Consider the following 15013-nt stretch of genomic DNA (forward strand, 5'->3'; position numbering starts at 1 on the left):
CGTCGCCATGCCCGCCGGCGCGCGCACCGCGCGGCACCTCCCGGACAGGCCCTACGCTGGACACAGGCCGAGGAGAGGACGCCGCCATGCCCGTCGTGACCCGCCTGGTCACCCACGTCGAGCTGGACGAGGACCTCACGACCGACCGGCAGCTCAGCGTGTCGGCCCGGCTGGAGGCCGAACTCTCCGACGGGCGCGCCCTGGTCCTCCTCGACGACCGCGGCTGGAGTGAGAGCGGGCCGCCCGGTATCCGCGACCGGCTCACCCGCGCCTCCGTCGAGGACGACGCCCGGACCGTCGTCGGCCCCGACGAACCCTTCGGCGACCAGACGCGGGAGGAGGCCGCCGCCGCCCACTGGGGCGCCCTCGCCGACCACCTCGCCCGCCGGGGCGTCACCGCCGACGCGGCCGGCCTCGCGGCCCTCCCGCACCACGTCGACCTCGGCGAACGCCTGCGCGCCTGGGCCGGTTTCTAGGCCGTCGCTTCCGGATCCCGCCGGGCTCGCGGCGCAGGCCGTCTCCTCCTGATCCCGCCGGCCCCGGGAAGACCGCTACCGGCCCGCCCGTACGAGCACCGCGCCCGCCTCCGTCCAGTCGTAGAGCACCGACCGGCCCGCCCTCGTCCGGCGCACCAGGCCGGCGTCGTGCAGCACCTTCAGGTGGCGGCCCACCGAGCCGAGGCCCTGCCCGGTCAGGGCCACCAACTGGCTGGTCGACAAAGGGGCTTCGAGGCGCAGCAGCACCCCCGCGCGGGCAGGTCCGAGGAGCGTGCCCAGCGCCTGGGGCACCTCGGGGCCCGACCGGTCGGCGAGAACTCCCGCGCAGGCGTAGACGATCGCGCACCGCTCGACCGTCTCCCCGGGCGCCTCCCACGACACCCAGCCCGCCACCGGCGTCACCGGCACCAGCAGCAGCCGCCCGCCCGTGACCGAACGCGGCGGATAGTCCCGGGGGTTGACCTGGAGCCTGCCGTCGCCGAGCCAGCGCATCCGCCCCGGACACAGCTCGTCGAGCGCCGCCGCCCAGCCGTCCCGCGCGAGCCGCGCGGTCCGGGCCGTCACATCGGCCTCCAGCACCCTCCGCCGCCGCGGCCAGTCCGGCAGCACCGTCTCCCGCCACACCCAGTCGAGCAGCGCCGCCAGCCGCTCCGGCAGATCGCGCGCCGACCGCAGCGGCTCGGGGACCGGACCGCCCACCGACACCGCCAGGTCGGCGAGGGCGGCCTCCGGCGTGGTCGCCCGGACCGCCTCGACCTCCTCCTCGAAGCACCGCTCGCCGTCGCCGTACGGAGTGGGGGTGAGGAAGTCCGCGTTCCAGGTGGGGCTGATCGCGGCCCGGACGAGCAGGGCGTCCAGAGGTTCGGCGGCCAGCCGCGCCCGGTACGCGGGCAGCCGGTCCGCGAGCCACTGCCGCTCGCCCGGATGGCCCGCCCGGCCCGCGTGCAGGGTGTGCAGCGACGCCACGGTCTCGGCGAGCGGCGAGATCACGAACCGCCCGCCCGCGAGCGTGTCCGCCCCCAGCCGCCACCACCCCATGCCCGTACCGTCCCCTCGCCGTCGTACCGATGCCCCCGCGGGCCCGTGTTCCCGCGGGCCCGTGCCCCGCGGGCCGGGGGCTCCCTCGCCGGTGAGCCTGGCCGTCCGGCCCGCCCGCCGCACGGCTTTCGCGGTCCCGCGAAACATTACCGACGCCCGTCCGGGGCTCCCCAGAATGCCCGGCATGCCGCTCTCCGCTCCCGAGGCGCCCGCCGGGCCCCGCTACCGCGACCTGTTCCGCACCCCCGAGTTCACGCCCCTCTTCCTCGCCGGCTCCGCCCAGACCGCCGCCCAGACCGTCGCCGGGCTGGGGCTCGCGACGCTCGTGTTCCGGGCCACCGGCTCCCCGCTGCTGACCGCGCTCGCGATGTTCGGGCCGTCGCTCGCCCAGCTGCTCGGCGCCACCACCCTGCTCTCCGCCGCCGACCGGCTGCCGCCGCGCACCGCGCTCACCGTCGTCGCCGTCGTCTTCGCGGCGGGGACCGCCGTCCAGGCCGTGCCCGGCGTGCCGCTCGGCGCCGCCTTCGGGCTCCTCGCCGTCCTCGGGGTCGTCGGGTCGCTCGGTGGGGGAGTGCGGTACGGGCTCCTCGGCGAGATCCTGCCGCGCGAGCGCTACCTGCTCGGCCGCTCGGTGCTGAACATGGCGGTCGGCGTCTGCCAGATCGCCGGGTTCGCCACCGGCGGCGTCCTCCTCGCCGTGCTCTCCCCGCGCGGCACCCTCCTCGCCGGCGCGGCCCTCTACCTCCTCGCCGGCCTCCTCTGCCGCTTCGGGCTCACCGCCCGCGCGCCCCGCGCCACCGGGCGGGTCTCCGCCGCCACGACCTGGCGGACCAACGCGCTGCTGCTCGCCGACCGGCCCCGCCGTCTGCTCTATCTGGCGCTGTGGGTGCCCAACGGGCTGATCGTCGGCTGCGAGGCCCTCTTCGTGTCCTACGCCCCCGACCGCGCGGGCCTGCTCTTCGCCTGCGCCGCCGTCGGCATGCTCGCCGGCGACACCGTCGTGGGACGGTTCGTGCCGGCCCGGCTGCGCGCACGGCTCGCCGGGCCCCTCCAGGCGCTGCTGGCGGCCCCGTACCTGCTCTTCGCGCTCGGTACGGGGCTGCCCGCGACGGCGGCCGGCGCGGCCGTCGCGGTCTCCGCGGTCGGCTACGGCGCGAGCCTGCTGTACCAGGAGCGGCTGCTCGCGCTCGTCCCCGAGGAGTCGAGCGGGCACGCGCTGGGCCTGCACGGCTCCGGGATGCTCGCCTGCCAGGGGATCGCCGCAGCCCTGGCGGGGGGGCTCGCGCAGCTCACCTCACCGGCGACGGCGATGGCGCTCCTCGCGGTGGGCTCGCTCGCCGTCACCGGCGCCCTCACCGCGGGGCTGTCGAGCGCTGCACGACGGTCTCCTCGCACGGCCCGTCGGCGAACAGCTTGAGCGCCTCCATCTCGTCCTTGTCCACCGTGAGCCCCCAGCGCAGCTTGGTGCCGACCCACTCGCCGACGTAGCGGCAGTAGGCGGCGTTCCCGTCGGGCACCCACGCGGCCGGGTCCTGCCCGGCCTTGGCCTTCTGGCTGCGGGCGGTGACGGCGACCAGGCCGGCGGCGGCGCCCTGGTCGTTGGCGAACGCCGCCCGCCGGGCCGCCGTCCAGCCGGACGCGCCCGAGGCCCACGCCTCCGCCAGGGGGACGAGGTGGTCGACGCGGAGCAGCGTCGGGTCGGTGACGCTCTGGCCGTCGTAGTACGAGGTCCACCGGCCACCGGTCAGCGCGCAGCCGGCGCCGACGGAGGGCGCCTCGACGGCCTCCGCGAGCAGCACCTCTCCGAGGGTGTCGCAGTCGTCGGTGGTGTCGAGGCCCTTGTCCCAGTGCGGGAAGGCCGACTCCTCGTACCCCTGCGGCTCCTCGGTGGCCTCGGTCAGTTCGGCGAGGGCGTCCGGGAAGAGCTGGACGCCGGCGGAGGCGGCGGGGACGGGGGCGGCGAGCGGGGACAGGACGAGGGCGAGCGGGACGAGCCCGCGCATCAGGTTCTTGATCACGTACCGGTGGATAGCGCCGGTCACGGGGCGCGCGGGGGCCGAATCGCGGTGCGCTCCGCCGAGCGGGTGCGGATGTTCACCGCAGAAACGATGCGGTGCCCGGCGTACCGGACGGGTGACGGGACGACGAGAAGAGCGCGGAACCAGGGACCGTAAACCTGGTTCCGCGCTCTCGTCTGGTGACCGCCCGACGGCGCGAGGCTGGCGCGACAGGACGTTCGCACCGCCGGGCGGAGTCTGAGCTCCCCTGTGCGGGGAGGGCGTTGGGACCGCGGTGGCTCCGGCGGACGCTTCGGCCGTCCCTTCCTTCAGGTCTGGAAGGGGGGCCTGGCGTCCTGGCCACCGCACTGGCTCGGAGCCACCGCGGTCCTCACGCTGTCCATGAACACCGGCCACCCCTCATCCGGGCCGGTGTTCCGGACGGCGTACGGCATTGACCTCCCGTCAGATGCCGTACGCGGTCTGGGAATCCGAGACGACTAGTCCTCGCGCAGGGCGCGGACCGCCTCCTCGACGCGCTTGCCGTACTCGGCGTCGGCCGCGGCGAAGTGGGCGAGGTTCTTCTCGATGACGTCCTCGCGGGACACCTGGGAGAGACCGCCGGCGATGTTGGCGATCAGACGGCTCTTCTCCTCCTCCGACATCAGGCGGTAGAGCTCGCCGGCCTGGAAGAAGTCGTCGTCCTTGGTGTGCTGCGGGGCCGCGTGGGTGCCGGTCCAGCCGTGGATCGCGAGCGGCGCGGAGAGCGGCGTCTCGGTCTGGGCGGGGCCCTGGTACGAGTTGGGCTCGTAGTTCTTGTCGTACCGCGAGCCGTTCCGGGTGGCCATGGCGCCGTCCCGGCCGTAGTTCTCGGCGACGGTCGCCTTGGGGGCGTTCACCGCGAGCTGGGTGTGGTTGACGCCGAGGCGGTAGCGGTGGGCGTCCGCGTAGGCGAAGAGACGGCCCTGGAGCATCTTGTCCGGCGACGGGCCGATGCCCGGGACGAAGTTGTTCGGGGAGAACGCGGCCTGCTCGACCTCGGCGAAGACGTTGTCCGGGTTGCGGTCGAGGACCATCCGGCCGACGCGCTGGAGCGGGTAGTCGGCGTGCGGCCACACCTTGGTGAGGTCGAACGGGTTGAAGCGGTACTCCGCGGCCTCGGCGGCCGGCATGACCTGCACGTACAGGGTCCAGGACGGGCTCACGCCGCGCTCGATGGCCTGGAGCAGGTCCGTCTGGTGCGAGTTGGCGTCCTTGCCGACGAGCTCGGCGGCCTGGTCGGCGGAGAGGGAGCGGATGCCCTGGTTCGTCTTGAAGTGGTACTTGACGAAGAAGGCTTCGCCCGCCTCGTTGGTCCACTGGTAGGTGTGGGAGCCGTAGCCGTTCATGTGACGGTACGAGGCCGGGATGCCGCGGTCGCCCATGAGCCAGGTGATCTGGTGGGTGGCCTCGGGGGCGTGGGCCCAGAAGTCCCAGACGTTGTCCGCCTCCTGCTTGCCCGTGAAGGGGTCGCGCTTCTGGGAGTGGATGAAGTCGGGGAACTTGATCGGGTCCTTGATGAAGAACACCGGGGTGTTGTTGCCGACGAGGTCGTAGTTGCCCTCTTCGGTGTAGAACTTCACCGCGAAGCCGCGCGGGTCGCGGACCGCGTCCGCGCCGCCGAGCGAGTCGGCCACGGTGGAGAAGCGGATGAAGAGCTCCGTCCTCCGGCCCACCTCGGAGAGGAAGTCGGCCTTGGTGAAGCCGGTGACGTCGTCGGTCACCTCGAAGTAGCCGTACGCGCCGGAGCCGCGGGCGTGCACCACGCGCTCCGGGATCCGCTCACGGTTGAAGCGCGCGAGCTTCTCCAGCAGGTGCTGGTCCTGGAGGAGGAGGGGGCCACCGACGCCGGCGGTGGCGGAGTTCTGGTTGTCGGCGACGGGGGCGCCGGACTCGGTCGTAAGCACGCGCTTCGACATGGTGGCCTTTCCGTACGGATGCTGCTGACTGCGGTGGAGCGTAAGTTCGCTCGAAACACGGCGTCAACAGTTTGTTGAAAATGACGTGTGGTGTTCCGGTCGGCGGCGGCGCCTGGGCGCGACAGGACAGGTGTCAGCACCGCCGCCGACCGGAAATCTGGGGCCCCGCCGAGACGGGGCGCCGGGTCAGACCTGCGCGCCGGAGAGACGCTCGACGGCGCGGAGCAGGGCCGAGTGGTCCAGGCCGCCGTCACCCTGCGCGCGCAGCGAGGCGACGAGCTGGGCGACCACGGCGCCGACCGGGAGGGCCGCGCCGACGTTGCGGGCGGCGTCGGTCACGATGCCCATGTCCTTGTGGTGCAGGTCGATCCGGAAGCCGGGCTTGAAGTCCCGGTTCAGGAAGTTGTCCTTCTTGCGGGTCAGCACGGTCGAGCCGGCCAGACCGCCGTTGAGGACGTCGAGGGCGGCCTGGAGGTTCACGCCGGACTTCTCCAGGAAGACCACGGCCTCGGCACACGCCTGGATGTTCACGGCGACGATGAGCTGGTTGGCCGCCTTGACCGTCTGGCCGGAGCCGTGCGGGCCGCAGAGCACGATGGTCTTGCCGAGGGCCTCCAGGATCGGGAGGGCCTCGTCGAAGTCGGCCTGCTCGCCGCCGACCATGATGGAGAGCACGGCCTCGATGGCGCCGGCCTCGCCGCCGGAGACGGGGGCGTCGATGACGCGGATGCCCTTCTCCTTGGCGTTCTTCGCCAGGTCCACGGAGGTCTGCGGGGTGATCGAGGACATGTCCACGATCAGCGCGCCCTGCCTGGCGTTCTCCAGGATGCCCTCGGGGCCGTAGGAGATGGCCTCGACCTGCGGGGAGGCCGGCACCATCGTGATGATGACGTCGGCGTCCTTCACGGCCTCGGCGATCGAGGAGGCGGCGCTGCCGCCGGCCTTCGCGAGCCGGTCCAGCTTGTCCTGCTCCAGCGTGAAGCCGGTGACCGAGTAGCCGGCCTTGAGGAGGTTCTCGGACATGGGGGAGCCCATGATGCCGAGACCGATCCACGCGATCTTGGGGAGATTGCTCATGGTGAGGGTGCCTCTCAAAACAAGGTGGTACGGGGAGGTGGCCTGCGTCAGCGGGCCGGGCGGGCCTCTGCGGGCAGCCACTCGAAGGAGGCGGCGGCGTCGGGGGCCTTGTACTCCAGGCCGACCCAGCCGTCGTAACCGGCCTTCGTCAGCTGGTCGAGCAGCTCGGCGAGGGGGAGCTCGCCGGTGCCCGGGGCGCCGCGGCCCGGCATGTCGGCGATCTGGACGTGACCGGTCCTGTCCGCGTAGTCCGCGATGACCTGGGAGACGTCCTCGCCGTTCATGGCCAGGTGGTAGATGTCGAGGAGGAACTTGGCGTTGCCGAGCCCGGTGGCCTCGTTCACCTTGTCGACGACCTCGATCGCGGAGGGGGCGCTCACCAGCGGGTAGAGCGGCGACTCCGGCTTGTTGAGGGTCTCGATCAGCAGGATCGCGCCGACGCGGTCGGCGGCGCGGGCCGCCAGGACCAGGTTCTCCAGGGCGAGGGCGTCCTGGACCTCCGGGTCGACGCCCTCGGCGCGGTTGCCGTAGAGCGCGTTGAGCGCCTTGCAGCCGACCGAGGCGGCGAAGTCCGCGGCGATGTCGATGTTGGCCCGGAAGCGGTCGGACTCCTCGCCCGGGACCGAGACCGCGCCGCGGTCCGGGCCGGGGAGCTGTCCGGCGTAGAAGTTCAGGCCCACCAGCTGGGTGCCGGCGTCCTCAAGGGCCTTCTTGAGGGCGTCGAGCTCGCTCTGCTCGGGGGTGGCGGTGTCGATCCAGGGCCACCACAGCTCGACCGCGGTGAAGCCGGCCGCGGCGGCGGCCGCGGGGCGCTCCAGGAGCGGGAGTTCCGTGAAGAGGATCGACAGGTTCACATCGAAGCGCTGGTCCGTGTATCCCATGAGGGGCGGCGCTCCTTCCGTATTGCGGAAGTCGTTTTCTGTCTGACGGAATGTTGCAAGTCCGTGGCGGTGCTTGTCAAGGGCCGTCGCCGACTCCGGGGCTCCCCAGCTGCCCGAACGGCCCGTAGCGTGGGGGCATGGTGCGTTTGAGAGTGGAGTTCACGACCGAGCCGTTCGACCTCGACGAGGCGCCGGCGCACGCGGTCGTGGCCCGAGAGGTCATCCAGTCGGCCGAACTGGACGCCGTCGATGTCGGCCCCTTCGGCAACACGGCGGAAGGCGGCGCCGACGCCGTCCTCACCGCCGTCGACGAGCTGCTGCGCAAGGCGCTCGACGCCGGAGCCACCCGGGTCTCGCTCCAGGTCAACGTGATCGGCGAGGGCGGGGAGGACCAGAAGTGAGCGAGCACCCCTTGGCGGCGGCGGTGAAGCCGCTGGTGGACGCGATGGGCGCGGAAGTGCTGGAGCCGGCCCAGGCCGCGGCCGACGACGTCGTCCTCTCCTGGGAGGGCGAGGACGTCCTCGCCGTCCGGCTGCCGCAGCTCTCGGACTCCCTGGACCACATCCTCGCGGCGATGGAACGGCGGCACGGGGTGCCGCTGTCGGAGCTCGACCGCAAGACCAAGCAGGAGGTCGTCCGCGTCCTGGAGGCCCGCGGCGCCTTCTCGGTGCGGCATGGCGTGGAGACGGTGGCGGGTGCACTGGGTGTCAGCCGCTTCACCGTCTACAACTACCTGAACCGGGAGACCGCCCTGAACAGGGAAAAGGGCGCCGGGAACGCCTAGTTGATCAAGAATGACCACAAGCCGTCGTCCGCATGTCGGGACGACGGCTTTTGTGTCACCGAGTTTTCAACAAAGTGTTGACGTCGTGTTGCCGAGGGCGTTAGCTATCCGCAGCCCGTCCGACGCACAGCGAAAAACAGCCACGGAGGCTTCCCGTGACTTCAGGTACGACACCGGGCCTCACCCGGTTCAACACCTCGGCGGACAGCGAGGCTCTCGCCGCGCTCCACGAGGTGTGCTCCAGTTCGGCGTGGGGGAGCGAGCTCCTCGCCCAGCGCCCGTACTCCACCGCCGAAGCCCTCTTCTTCGCCAGTGACGCCGCCATGGCCGAGCTGACCGCGGAGGACCTGGCCGAGGCGATGGCGGGCCACCCGCCGATCGGTCGTCCGAAGGAAGGGGATGCCACCTCCACCCGCGAACAGAGCGGGATGGCCGGCTCCTCCGCCGAGCTCAAGGCCGAGATGCTCGAACTGAACCTGGCCTACCAGGAACGTTTCGGCCATGTCTTCCTCATCTGCGCCACCGGCAGGACCGGCGAGCAGATGCGCGACGCGGTCAAGGACCGGATCGGCAACTCGCCCGAGCAGGAGCGCGAGATCGTCCGCGCCGAACTGGGCAAGATCAACCGCATCCGGCTCACCCGTCTCGTAGAGGAAGAGAGCGCCGCATGAGCACCGACACCACGGCCTCGGTGTCCACCCACATCCTGGACACCAGCATCGGACGCCCCGCGGAGGGCGTGGCGATCACCCTCGCCGCCCGCGCCGGCTCCGACGCCGCCTGGGTCGCGCTCGGCGGCTCGGCCACCGACGCCGACGGACGGTGCAAGGACCTGCCGGCCCTGCCGGTCGGCACCACCCACGTACGCCTCGACTTCGAGACCGAGGCGTACTTCCTGAGCAAGCAGAACCAGCAAGCCGAGGCGCAGCAGGACGCCCCCGCGAATCGGGACAGCGGTCCGGCCGGTGCTTTCTTCCCGGAGGTGGCGATCACGTTCGCCGTCACGCCGGGCGAGCACTACCACGTACCGCTGCTGCTCAACCCGTTCGGCTACTCCGTTTACCGAGGGAGCTAGCAGACATGCCCACGATTCTCGGCCAGAACCAGTACGGCAAAGCAGAGAACCGCGTCGTCAAGATCACGCGGGACGGCGCCACCCACCACATCAAGGACCTGAACGTCTCCGTCGCCCTCTCCGGCGACCTCAGCGACGTCCACCTCACCGGCTCCAACGCCCACTGCCTCCCCACCGACACGACGAAGAACACCGTCTTCGCGTTCGCCAAGGAGTACGGCATCGAGTCCGCCGAGCAGTTCGGCATCCACCTCGCCCGCCACTTCGTGACGAGCCAGGAGCCGATCAAGCGGGCCCGGATCCGGATCGAGGAGTACGCCTGGGAGCGCATCGCCTCCTCCGACGCCAACTCCAAGTTCATCGGCGCCGACGAGGTCAACCACTCCTTCGCCCGCAAGGGCCAGGAGACCCGGGTCACCCAGATCACCTACGACGGCGCGAAGTGGGAGGTCATCTCCGGCCTCAAGGACCTCGTCGTCATGAACTCCACCAACTCGGAGTTCTGGGGCTACATCAAGGACCAGTACACCACCCTCCAGGAGGCGTACGACCGCATCCTGGCCACCCAGGTGTCCGGCCGCTGGCGGTTCAACTGGACCGACGACGACCAGCGCATGCCCAACTGGGAGCGGTCCTACGAGCAGACCAAGAAGCACATGCTCGAAGCCTTCTCGGAGACCTACTCGTACTCCCTCCAGCAGACGCTGTACCAGATGGCCACGCGGATCATCAACCACCGCGCGGAGATCGACGAGGTGCGCTTCTCGCTCCCCAACAAGCACCACTTCCTGGTCGACCTCGAGCCCTTCGGGCTGAAGAACGACAACGAGGTCTACTACGCCGCGGACCGCATGTACGGCCTCATCGAGGCCACGGTCCTGCGTGACGGCGCCGAGGCGCTGATCCCGGTCGACATGACCAATCTCTGAGCGGCACCACATCTCTGAGCGGCACTGAGTGATCCGGTCCCCGCCCGCCCGCAGTCGGGCGGGGACCGGCACCAGACCGGAGGGAACCCAGCATGGCACTGCCCGCAAAGGGGCCGGCGTCCGCCGAAGGCCCGTGTTCCACCCCGTCGTCCACCGCGGCCCCGTCCCAGGCCGCCTGCCATCCGGTGGACGAGAAGCTCCCCGCCTCGCGGCTCGTCCCCGCGGCACTCCAGCACATCGCCGCCATGTACGCCGGCGTCGTCACCCCTCCGCTCATCATCGGCCAGGCCGTCGGCCTGGACGCGGCCGGGATGACCCGGCTCATCGCCGCCGGCCTCCTGATCGCCGGCTGCGCCACGATCCTCCAGACCCTCGGCGTCCGGAAGTTCGCCGGCAACCGGCTCCCGTTCGTCAACGCGGCCTCCTCCGCGGGCATCGCCCCCATGCTGGCCATCGCCGAGACCAGCGCCCCCGGACACCAGCTCCCCGCCATCTACGGCGCGGTCATGGTCGCCGGCGTCTTCTGCCTCGCCGTCGGCCCCTTCTTCGGCCGGCTGCTGCGCTTCTTCCCGCCGCTCGTCACCGGCGTCGTCATCACCCTGATCGGCGTCACCCTGATGCCGGTGCCCGTCAGCTGGGCCCAGGGCGGCGACAGGACGGCCGCCGACTTCGGCGCCATGAAGTACCTCGCGCTCGCCGGGTTCACCCTCGTCGTCGTGCTGATCTTCCAGCGCTTCGGCCGCGGCTTCGTCAAGCAGATCGCCCTGCTCCTCGGCCTGCTCATCGGCACCCTCGCCGCGATCCCGTTCGGGATGGCCGACTTCAGCGCCCTGCGCGAGGCGCCCGTCGCGGCCCTGCCCACCCCCTTCGCCTTCGGCGCCCCCGAGTTCCAGCCCGCCGCGATCCTCTCCCTGTGCATCGTGATGCTGGTCCTCATGACCGAGTCCAGCGCCGGCATGCTCGCCCTCGGCGAGATCTGCGAGCGGCCCAGCGACGGGAGGACGATCACCCGGGGCCTGCGCACCGACGGCATCGCCACCCTGCTCGGCCCCGTCTTCGGCGGCTTCCCGACCTCCGCCTTCGCGCAGAACGTCGGCGTCGTCTCGCTCACCCGGGTCCGCTCCCGCTACGTGGTCGCCGTCGCCGGCGGCGCTCTCCTGGTGCTCGGCGCCTTCCCGGTCCTCGGCGCGGTCGTCTCCATGGTCCCGATGCCCGTCCTCGGCGGCGCCGGCATCGTCCTCTTCGGCTCCATCGCGGTCAGCGGCATCCGGACCCTCTCCGAGGCCGGGCTCGACGACAGCTCCAACATCATCCTGGTGGCCGTCGCACTCGGGGCGGGCATCATCCCGCTCGCCGCGCCCACCTTCTACGCCGGCTTCCCCGCCTGGGCGCAGACCGTGCTCGGCTCCGGCATCAGCGCCGGCGCGCTCGTCGCCGTCCTGCTGAACCTGTTCTTCCATCATCTCGGCACCCGGAGCCGTCAGACGGCCCCGGCACTCAAATCCTCCTAGGGTCCTGCCGTGCCCACCCCACCCATGAGGAATGAAGGAAGCACCGCCATGGCAGCACCTTCGGCAGCCCAGCGCATCGTCATCGAGAACGCGGCGATCGCCACCGTCGACGCGCACGACACCGAGTACGCCTCCGGCCACCTCGTCGTCGCCGACAACAGGATCGAGTCCCTCGGCGCCGGCAAGGCCCCCGAGAACCTGGAGAACGTGGTCCGGCGGATCGACGCCACCGGTCACCTGATCACGCCGGGCCTGGTCAACACCCACCACCACTTCTACCAGTGGATCACCCGGGGTCTCGCCACCGACCACAACCTCTTCAACTGGCTGGTCGCGCTCTACCCGACCTGGGCCCGCATCGACGAGCAGATGGTGCGCGTCGCCGCCCAGGGTTCGCTGGCCATGATGGCCCGCGGCGGTGTCACCACCGCCATGGACCACCACTACGTCTTCCCGCAGGGTTCCGGCGACCTCTCCGGCGCCATCATCGGCGCCGCCTCCGAGATGGGCGTCCGCTTCACCCTGGCCCGCGGCTCCATGGACCGCAGCGAGAAGGACGGCGGCCTGCCGCCGGACTTCGCCGTCGAGACCACCGAGGGCGCGCTCGCCGCGACCGAGGAGACGGTCAAGAAGTTCCACGACGCCTCCTTCGACTCGATGACGCAGGTCGCCGTCGCCCCCTGCTCGCCCTTCTCCATCTCCACCGAGCTGCTCCGCGAGGGCGCCGCCCTCGGCCGCCGCCTCGGTGTGCGCATGCACACCCACGGCTCGGAGACCGTGGAGGAGGAGAAGTTCTGCCACGAGCTCTTCGGCATGGGCCCGACCGACTACTTCGAGTCGACCGGCTTCCTCGGCGAGGACGTGTGGATGGCGCACTGCGTCCACATGAACGACTCCGACATCGCCGCCTTCGCCCGCACGAAGACCGGCGTCGCCCACTGCCCGTCGTCCAACGCGCGCCTCGCCGCCGGCATCGCCCGCGTCCCCGACATGCTGAAGGCCGGCGTCCCGGTCGGCCTCGGCGTCGACGGCACCGCCTCCAACGAGTCCGGCGAGCTCCACACCGAGCTGCGCAACGCGCTGCTCATCAACCGCCTCGGCGCCCACCGCGAGGCCGCGCTCAACGCCCGCCAGGCCCTGCGCCTCGGCACCTACGGAGGCGCGCAGGTCCTGGGCCGCGCCGACAACATCGGCTCCCTGGAGGCGGGCAAGCTCGCCGACTTCGTCCTCTGGAAGATCGACGGCCTCGGCCACTCGTCGATCGCCGACCCGGTCACCGCCATCGTCTTCGGCGCGGCGGCCCCGGTCACCGCCTCCTTCGTCAACGGCAAGCAGATCGTCGAGAACAACCGCCTGCTCACCGTCGACGAGGACACCATCGCGCGCGACGCGCGCACGGAGGCCCAGCGCCTGGCCCGCATCGCGGCCCAGGGCTGACCCTCCCCCCGGAGTCCGGTCGGGGGGGACGGCCCCCGACCGGTCGCCGCGGACCCGAACGGGACCCGCGGCAGCCCGACCGGAGGGCGCCGTACGCAGAAGTCGTACGGCGCCCCCCGGGACGGTGACCCGTGCCCGCACCCCCACACCGGGCACCCCGTCGCCAGCGCCGCACCCCTTCCTCCGGCGCGTCGCACCACCCCGCACCGAGCCGCACCTCCTGCACTTCGCACCGCATCGCACCACCTCCCAGACACCCGCGTCACCGCCGACGTGTAACCGACCGGAGGAACCGCCGTGGCCGACGAGCCCCAGGTTCGCAATGCACAAGACGCAGGCACCGCCCCGGAAGACCGGACCAAGCATCCGGTCGACGAGACCCTGCCCCCACTGAAGATGTTCACCAGCGGCCTCCAGCACGTGGCCGCCATGTACGCGGGCGTGGTGGCCCCGCCGCTGATCGTCGGAGCGGCCGTCGGCCTCTCCGGGACCGAACTCACCTTCCTCACCGGCGCCAGCCTCTTCACGGCCGGCCTCGCCACCTTCCTCCAGACGCTCGGCGTCTGGAAGATCGGCGCCAAGCTCCCCTTCGTCAACGGCGTCACCTTCGCCGGCGTCGCCCCGATGCTCGCCATCGTCGACACGACGGAGGACAAGGCCGACGCGCTGCCGGTCATCTTCGGAGCGATCATCGTCGCCGGACTCCTCGGCTTCCTGGCCGCGCCCTGGTTCTCCCGGCTGGTGCGGTTCTTCCCGCCGGTGGTCACCGGCACCGTCATCACCCTCATCGGCGTCTCGCTGCTGCCGGTCGCCTTCGGCTGGGCCCAGGGGCCCAACCCCGCGGCGGAGGACTACGGTTCGGGCAAGTTCCTCGCCCTGGCCGCGATCACGCTCGCGGTGGTCCTGCTGCTCCGCCGCTTCACCCGCGGCTTCCTGAAGCAGATCGCCGTCCTCGTCGGCCTGGTCCTCGGCACCCTGATCGCCATACCCTTCGGCGTCACCGACTTCACCCCGGTGACCGAGGCGGACCTCGTCGGCTTCCCGAGCCCCTTCCACTTCGGCGCCCCGCAGTTCGCCCTCGCCGCGATCATCTCCATGTGCGTCGTCATGCTGGTCTCGATGACCGAGTCCACCGCCGACATGCTGGCGCTCGGCGAGATCGTCGAGCGGCCCGCCGACGAGAAGACCATCGCGGCCGGCCTGCGCGCCGACACCCTCGGCTCGGCGATCAGCCCGTTCTTCAACGGCTTCATGTGCAGCGCCTTCGCCCAGAACGTCGGCCTGGTCGCCATGACCCGGATCCGCAGCCGCTTCGTCGTCGCCTGCGGCGGCGGCATCCTGGTCCTGATGGGCCTCTCGCCGGTCATGGCCTCGCTGATCTCGGTGGTGCCCCGTCCGGTCCTCGGCGGCGCGGGCGTCGTCCTCTTCGGCTCGGTCGCGGCCAGCGGCATCCAGACCCTGGTGAAGGCCGGCCTGGAGAAGGACAACAACGTCCTCATCGTGGCGGTCTCGCTGGCGGTCGGCATCATCCCGATCACCAAGCCGGACTTCTACCACGCCTTCCCGGAGACCGCGCAGATCATCCTGGACTCCGGCATCTCCACCGGCTGCGTCGCGGCCGTCCTGCTCAACGTGGTCTTCAACCACTTCGGCGGACGCCGGGACGACGACGAGGTGACGGCCCCGATGGAGCCGGGCGAGGACATCTCCGGCACCCGCGGCGCCAAGACGGCCCACGCCCACTAGAGCGCGCCACACCCGCCACACCTGCCACACCCGCCCCACCTGTCCCGCCCGCCCCGGACCCCGCGCACACCGCGGGGCCCGGG

General features: G+C 71.7%; 15 protein-coding genes. 10 read left to right on the forward strand and 5 right to left on the reverse strand.

The features are described 5' to 3' along the window. The first annotated feature begins 86 nt into the window (after positions 1-86). The gene (locus ACFVU3_RS22195; RefSeq protein WP_390068579.1) at positions 87-476 is read left to right on the forward strand and encodes a hypothetical protein; all 390 of its coding nucleotides are present in this window, start codon (positions 87-89) and stop codon (positions 474-476) included. Positions 477-551: 75 nt separating this feature from the next. Here ACFVU3_RS22195 and ACFVU3_RS22200 read toward each other — a convergent pair whose 3' ends face one another. Further along, positions 552-1535: an ArsR family transcriptional regulator gene (locus ACFVU3_RS22200; RefSeq protein WP_390068580.1), complete on the reverse strand. Its 984-nt coding sequence runs from the start codon at positions 1533-1535 to the stop codon at positions 552-554. A gap of 184 nt (positions 1536-1719) precedes the next feature. Between ACFVU3_RS22200 and ACFVU3_RS22205 the strand changes: the two genes are divergently transcribed. Continuing rightward, the gene (locus ACFVU3_RS22205) at positions 1720-2952 is read left to right on the forward strand and encodes an MFS transporter (protein WP_390068581.1); all 1233 of its coding nucleotides are present in this window, start codon (positions 1720-1722) and stop codon (positions 2950-2952) included. On the opposite strand, the gene ACFVU3_RS22210 is transcribed toward ACFVU3_RS22205, so the two are convergent. The 4 genes from ACFVU3_RS22210 to ACFVU3_RS22225 all read right to left on the reverse strand — a co-directional run bounded on the left by ACFVU3_RS22210 (position 2888) and on the right by ACFVU3_RS22225 (position 7448). Then, on the reverse strand, positions 2888-3553 hold the full coding sequence (locus tag ACFVU3_RS22210) for an HNH endonuclease (RefSeq protein WP_390068583.1): 666 nt from the start codon (positions 3551-3553) through the stop codon (positions 2888-2890). The genes ACFVU3_RS22205 and ACFVU3_RS22210 overlap by 65 nt on opposite strands. 479 nt (positions 3554-4032) lie before the next feature. Then, positions 4033-5490 carry a catalase gene (locus tag ACFVU3_RS22215; protein ID WP_390068585.1) on the reverse strand — a complete coding sequence of 486 codons (1458 nt, stop codon included), beginning with the start codon at positions 5488-5490 and terminating at the stop codon, positions 4033-4035. Positions 5491-5676: 186 nt separating this feature from the next. After that, positions 5677-6567: a 2-hydroxy-3-oxopropionate reductase gene (locus ACFVU3_RS22220; RefSeq protein ID WP_390068587.1), complete on the reverse strand. Its 891-nt coding sequence runs from the start codon at positions 6565-6567 to the stop codon at positions 5677-5679. 47 nt (positions 6568-6614) lie between these two features. Then, on the reverse strand, positions 6615-7448 hold the full coding sequence (locus tag ACFVU3_RS22225) for a TIM barrel protein (RefSeq protein ID WP_390068589.1): 834 nt from the start codon (positions 7446-7448) through the stop codon (positions 6615-6617). Positions 7449-7588: 140 nt separating this feature from the next. On the opposite strand from ACFVU3_RS22225, the gene ACFVU3_RS22230 reads away from it, so the two are divergent. From ACFVU3_RS22230 to ACFVU3_RS22265, 8 genes are all read left to right on the forward strand, one after another. Next, the gene (locus tag ACFVU3_RS22230) at positions 7589-7849 is read left to right on the forward strand and encodes a hypothetical protein (RefSeq protein ID WP_390068790.1); all 261 of its coding nucleotides are present in this window, start codon (positions 7589-7591) and stop codon (positions 7847-7849) included. Between the two features lie 44 nt (positions 7850-7893). Continuing rightward, positions 7894-8232: a helix-turn-helix domain-containing protein gene (locus ACFVU3_RS22235; RefSeq protein ID WP_390068792.1), complete on the forward strand. Its 339-nt coding sequence runs from the start codon at positions 7894-7896 to the stop codon at positions 8230-8232. Positions 8233-8387: 155 nt separating this feature from the next. Then, entirely contained in the window at positions 8388-8903 is a 516-nt protein-coding gene (uraD, locus tag ACFVU3_RS22240) for a 2-oxo-4-hydroxy-4-carboxy-5-ureidoimidazoline decarboxylase (protein ID WP_390068591.1), read from the forward strand. Then, positions 8900-9307, forward strand: coding sequence for a hydroxyisourate hydrolase (gene uraH, locus ACFVU3_RS22245; RefSeq protein WP_169089502.1), 408 nt, complete (start codon positions 8900-8902; stop codon positions 9305-9307). Before uraD ends, uraH begins: the two co-directional genes overlap by 4 nt. A 5-nt stretch (positions 9308-9312) precedes the next feature. Then, on the forward strand, positions 9313-10236 hold the full coding sequence (gene pucL / locus ACFVU3_RS22250) for a factor-independent urate hydroxylase (RefSeq protein WP_390068593.1): 924 nt from the start codon (positions 9313-9315) through the stop codon (positions 10234-10236). A 92-nt stretch (positions 10237-10328) separates the two neighbouring features. Continuing rightward, on the forward strand, positions 10329-11747 hold the full coding sequence (locus ACFVU3_RS22255; protein ID WP_390068595.1) for a nucleobase:cation symporter-2 family protein: 1419 nt from the start codon (positions 10329-10331) through the stop codon (positions 11745-11747). Between the two features lie 48 nt (positions 11748-11795). After that, on the forward strand, positions 11796-13184 hold the full coding sequence (locus tag ACFVU3_RS22260; protein ID WP_390068597.1) for an 8-oxoguanine deaminase: 1389 nt from the start codon (positions 11796-11798) through the stop codon (positions 13182-13184). A gap of 396 nt (positions 13185-13580) precedes the next feature. Next, positions 13581-14930 carry a nucleobase:cation symporter-2 family protein gene (locus tag ACFVU3_RS22265; protein ID WP_390068793.1) on the forward strand — a complete coding sequence of 450 codons (1350 nt, stop codon included), beginning with the start codon at positions 13581-13583 and terminating at the stop codon, positions 14928-14930. Positions 14931-15013: the final 83 nt, after the last annotated feature.

Origin of the sequence: Streptomyces sp. NPDC058052, assembly GCF_042885515.1 — a bacterium.
In the GTDB taxonomy this organism is placed as follows: domain Bacteria; phylum Actinomycetota; class Actinomycetes; order Streptomycetales; family Streptomycetaceae; genus Streptomyces.

Excerpts from the sequence above, each read along its gene's own strand:
- ACFVU3_RS22195 (WP_390068579.1), top strand. The coding sequence starts at position 87 with ATGCCCGTCGTGACCCGCCTGGTCACCCACGTCGAGCTGGACGAGGAC.
- ACFVU3_RS22200 (WP_390068580.1), bottom strand. The coding sequence starts at position 1,535 with ATGGGGTGGTGGCGGCTGGGGGCGGACACGCTCGCGGGCGGGCGGTTC.
- ACFVU3_RS22205 (WP_390068581.1), top strand. The coding sequence starts at position 1,720 with ATGCCGCTCTCCGCTCCCGAGGCGCCCGCCGGGCCCCGCTACCGCGAC.
- ACFVU3_RS22215 (WP_390068585.1), bottom strand. The coding sequence starts at position 5,490 with ATGTCGAAGCGCGTGCTTACGACCGAGTCCGGCGCCCCCGTCGCCGAC.
- ACFVU3_RS22220 (WP_390068587.1), bottom strand. The coding sequence starts at position 6,567 with ATGAGCAATCTCCCCAAGATCGCGTGGATCGGTCTCGGCATCATGGGC.
- ACFVU3_RS22225 (WP_390068589.1), bottom strand. The coding sequence starts at position 7,448 with ATGGGATACACGGACCAGCGCTTCGATGTGAACCTGTCGATCCTCTTC.
- ACFVU3_RS22235 (WP_390068792.1), top strand. The coding sequence starts at position 7,894 with ATGGGCGCGGAAGTGCTGGAGCCGGCCCAGGCCGCGGCCGACGACGTC.
- uraH (WP_169089502.1), top strand. The coding sequence starts at position 8,900 with ATGAGCACCGACACCACGGCCTCGGTGTCCACCCACATCCTGGACACC.
- pucL (WP_390068593.1), top strand. The coding sequence starts at position 9,313 with ATGCCCACGATTCTCGGCCAGAACCAGTACGGCAAAGCAGAGAACCGC.
- ACFVU3_RS22255 (WP_390068595.1), top strand. The coding sequence starts at position 10,329 with ATGGCACTGCCCGCAAAGGGGCCGGCGTCCGCCGAAGGCCCGTGTTCC.
- ACFVU3_RS22260 (WP_390068597.1), top strand. The coding sequence starts at position 11,796 with ATGGCAGCACCTTCGGCAGCCCAGCGCATCGTCATCGAGAACGCGGCG.
- ACFVU3_RS22265 (WP_390068793.1), top strand. The coding sequence starts at position 13,581 with ATGTTCACCAGCGGCCTCCAGCACGTGGCCGCCATGTACGCGGGCGTG.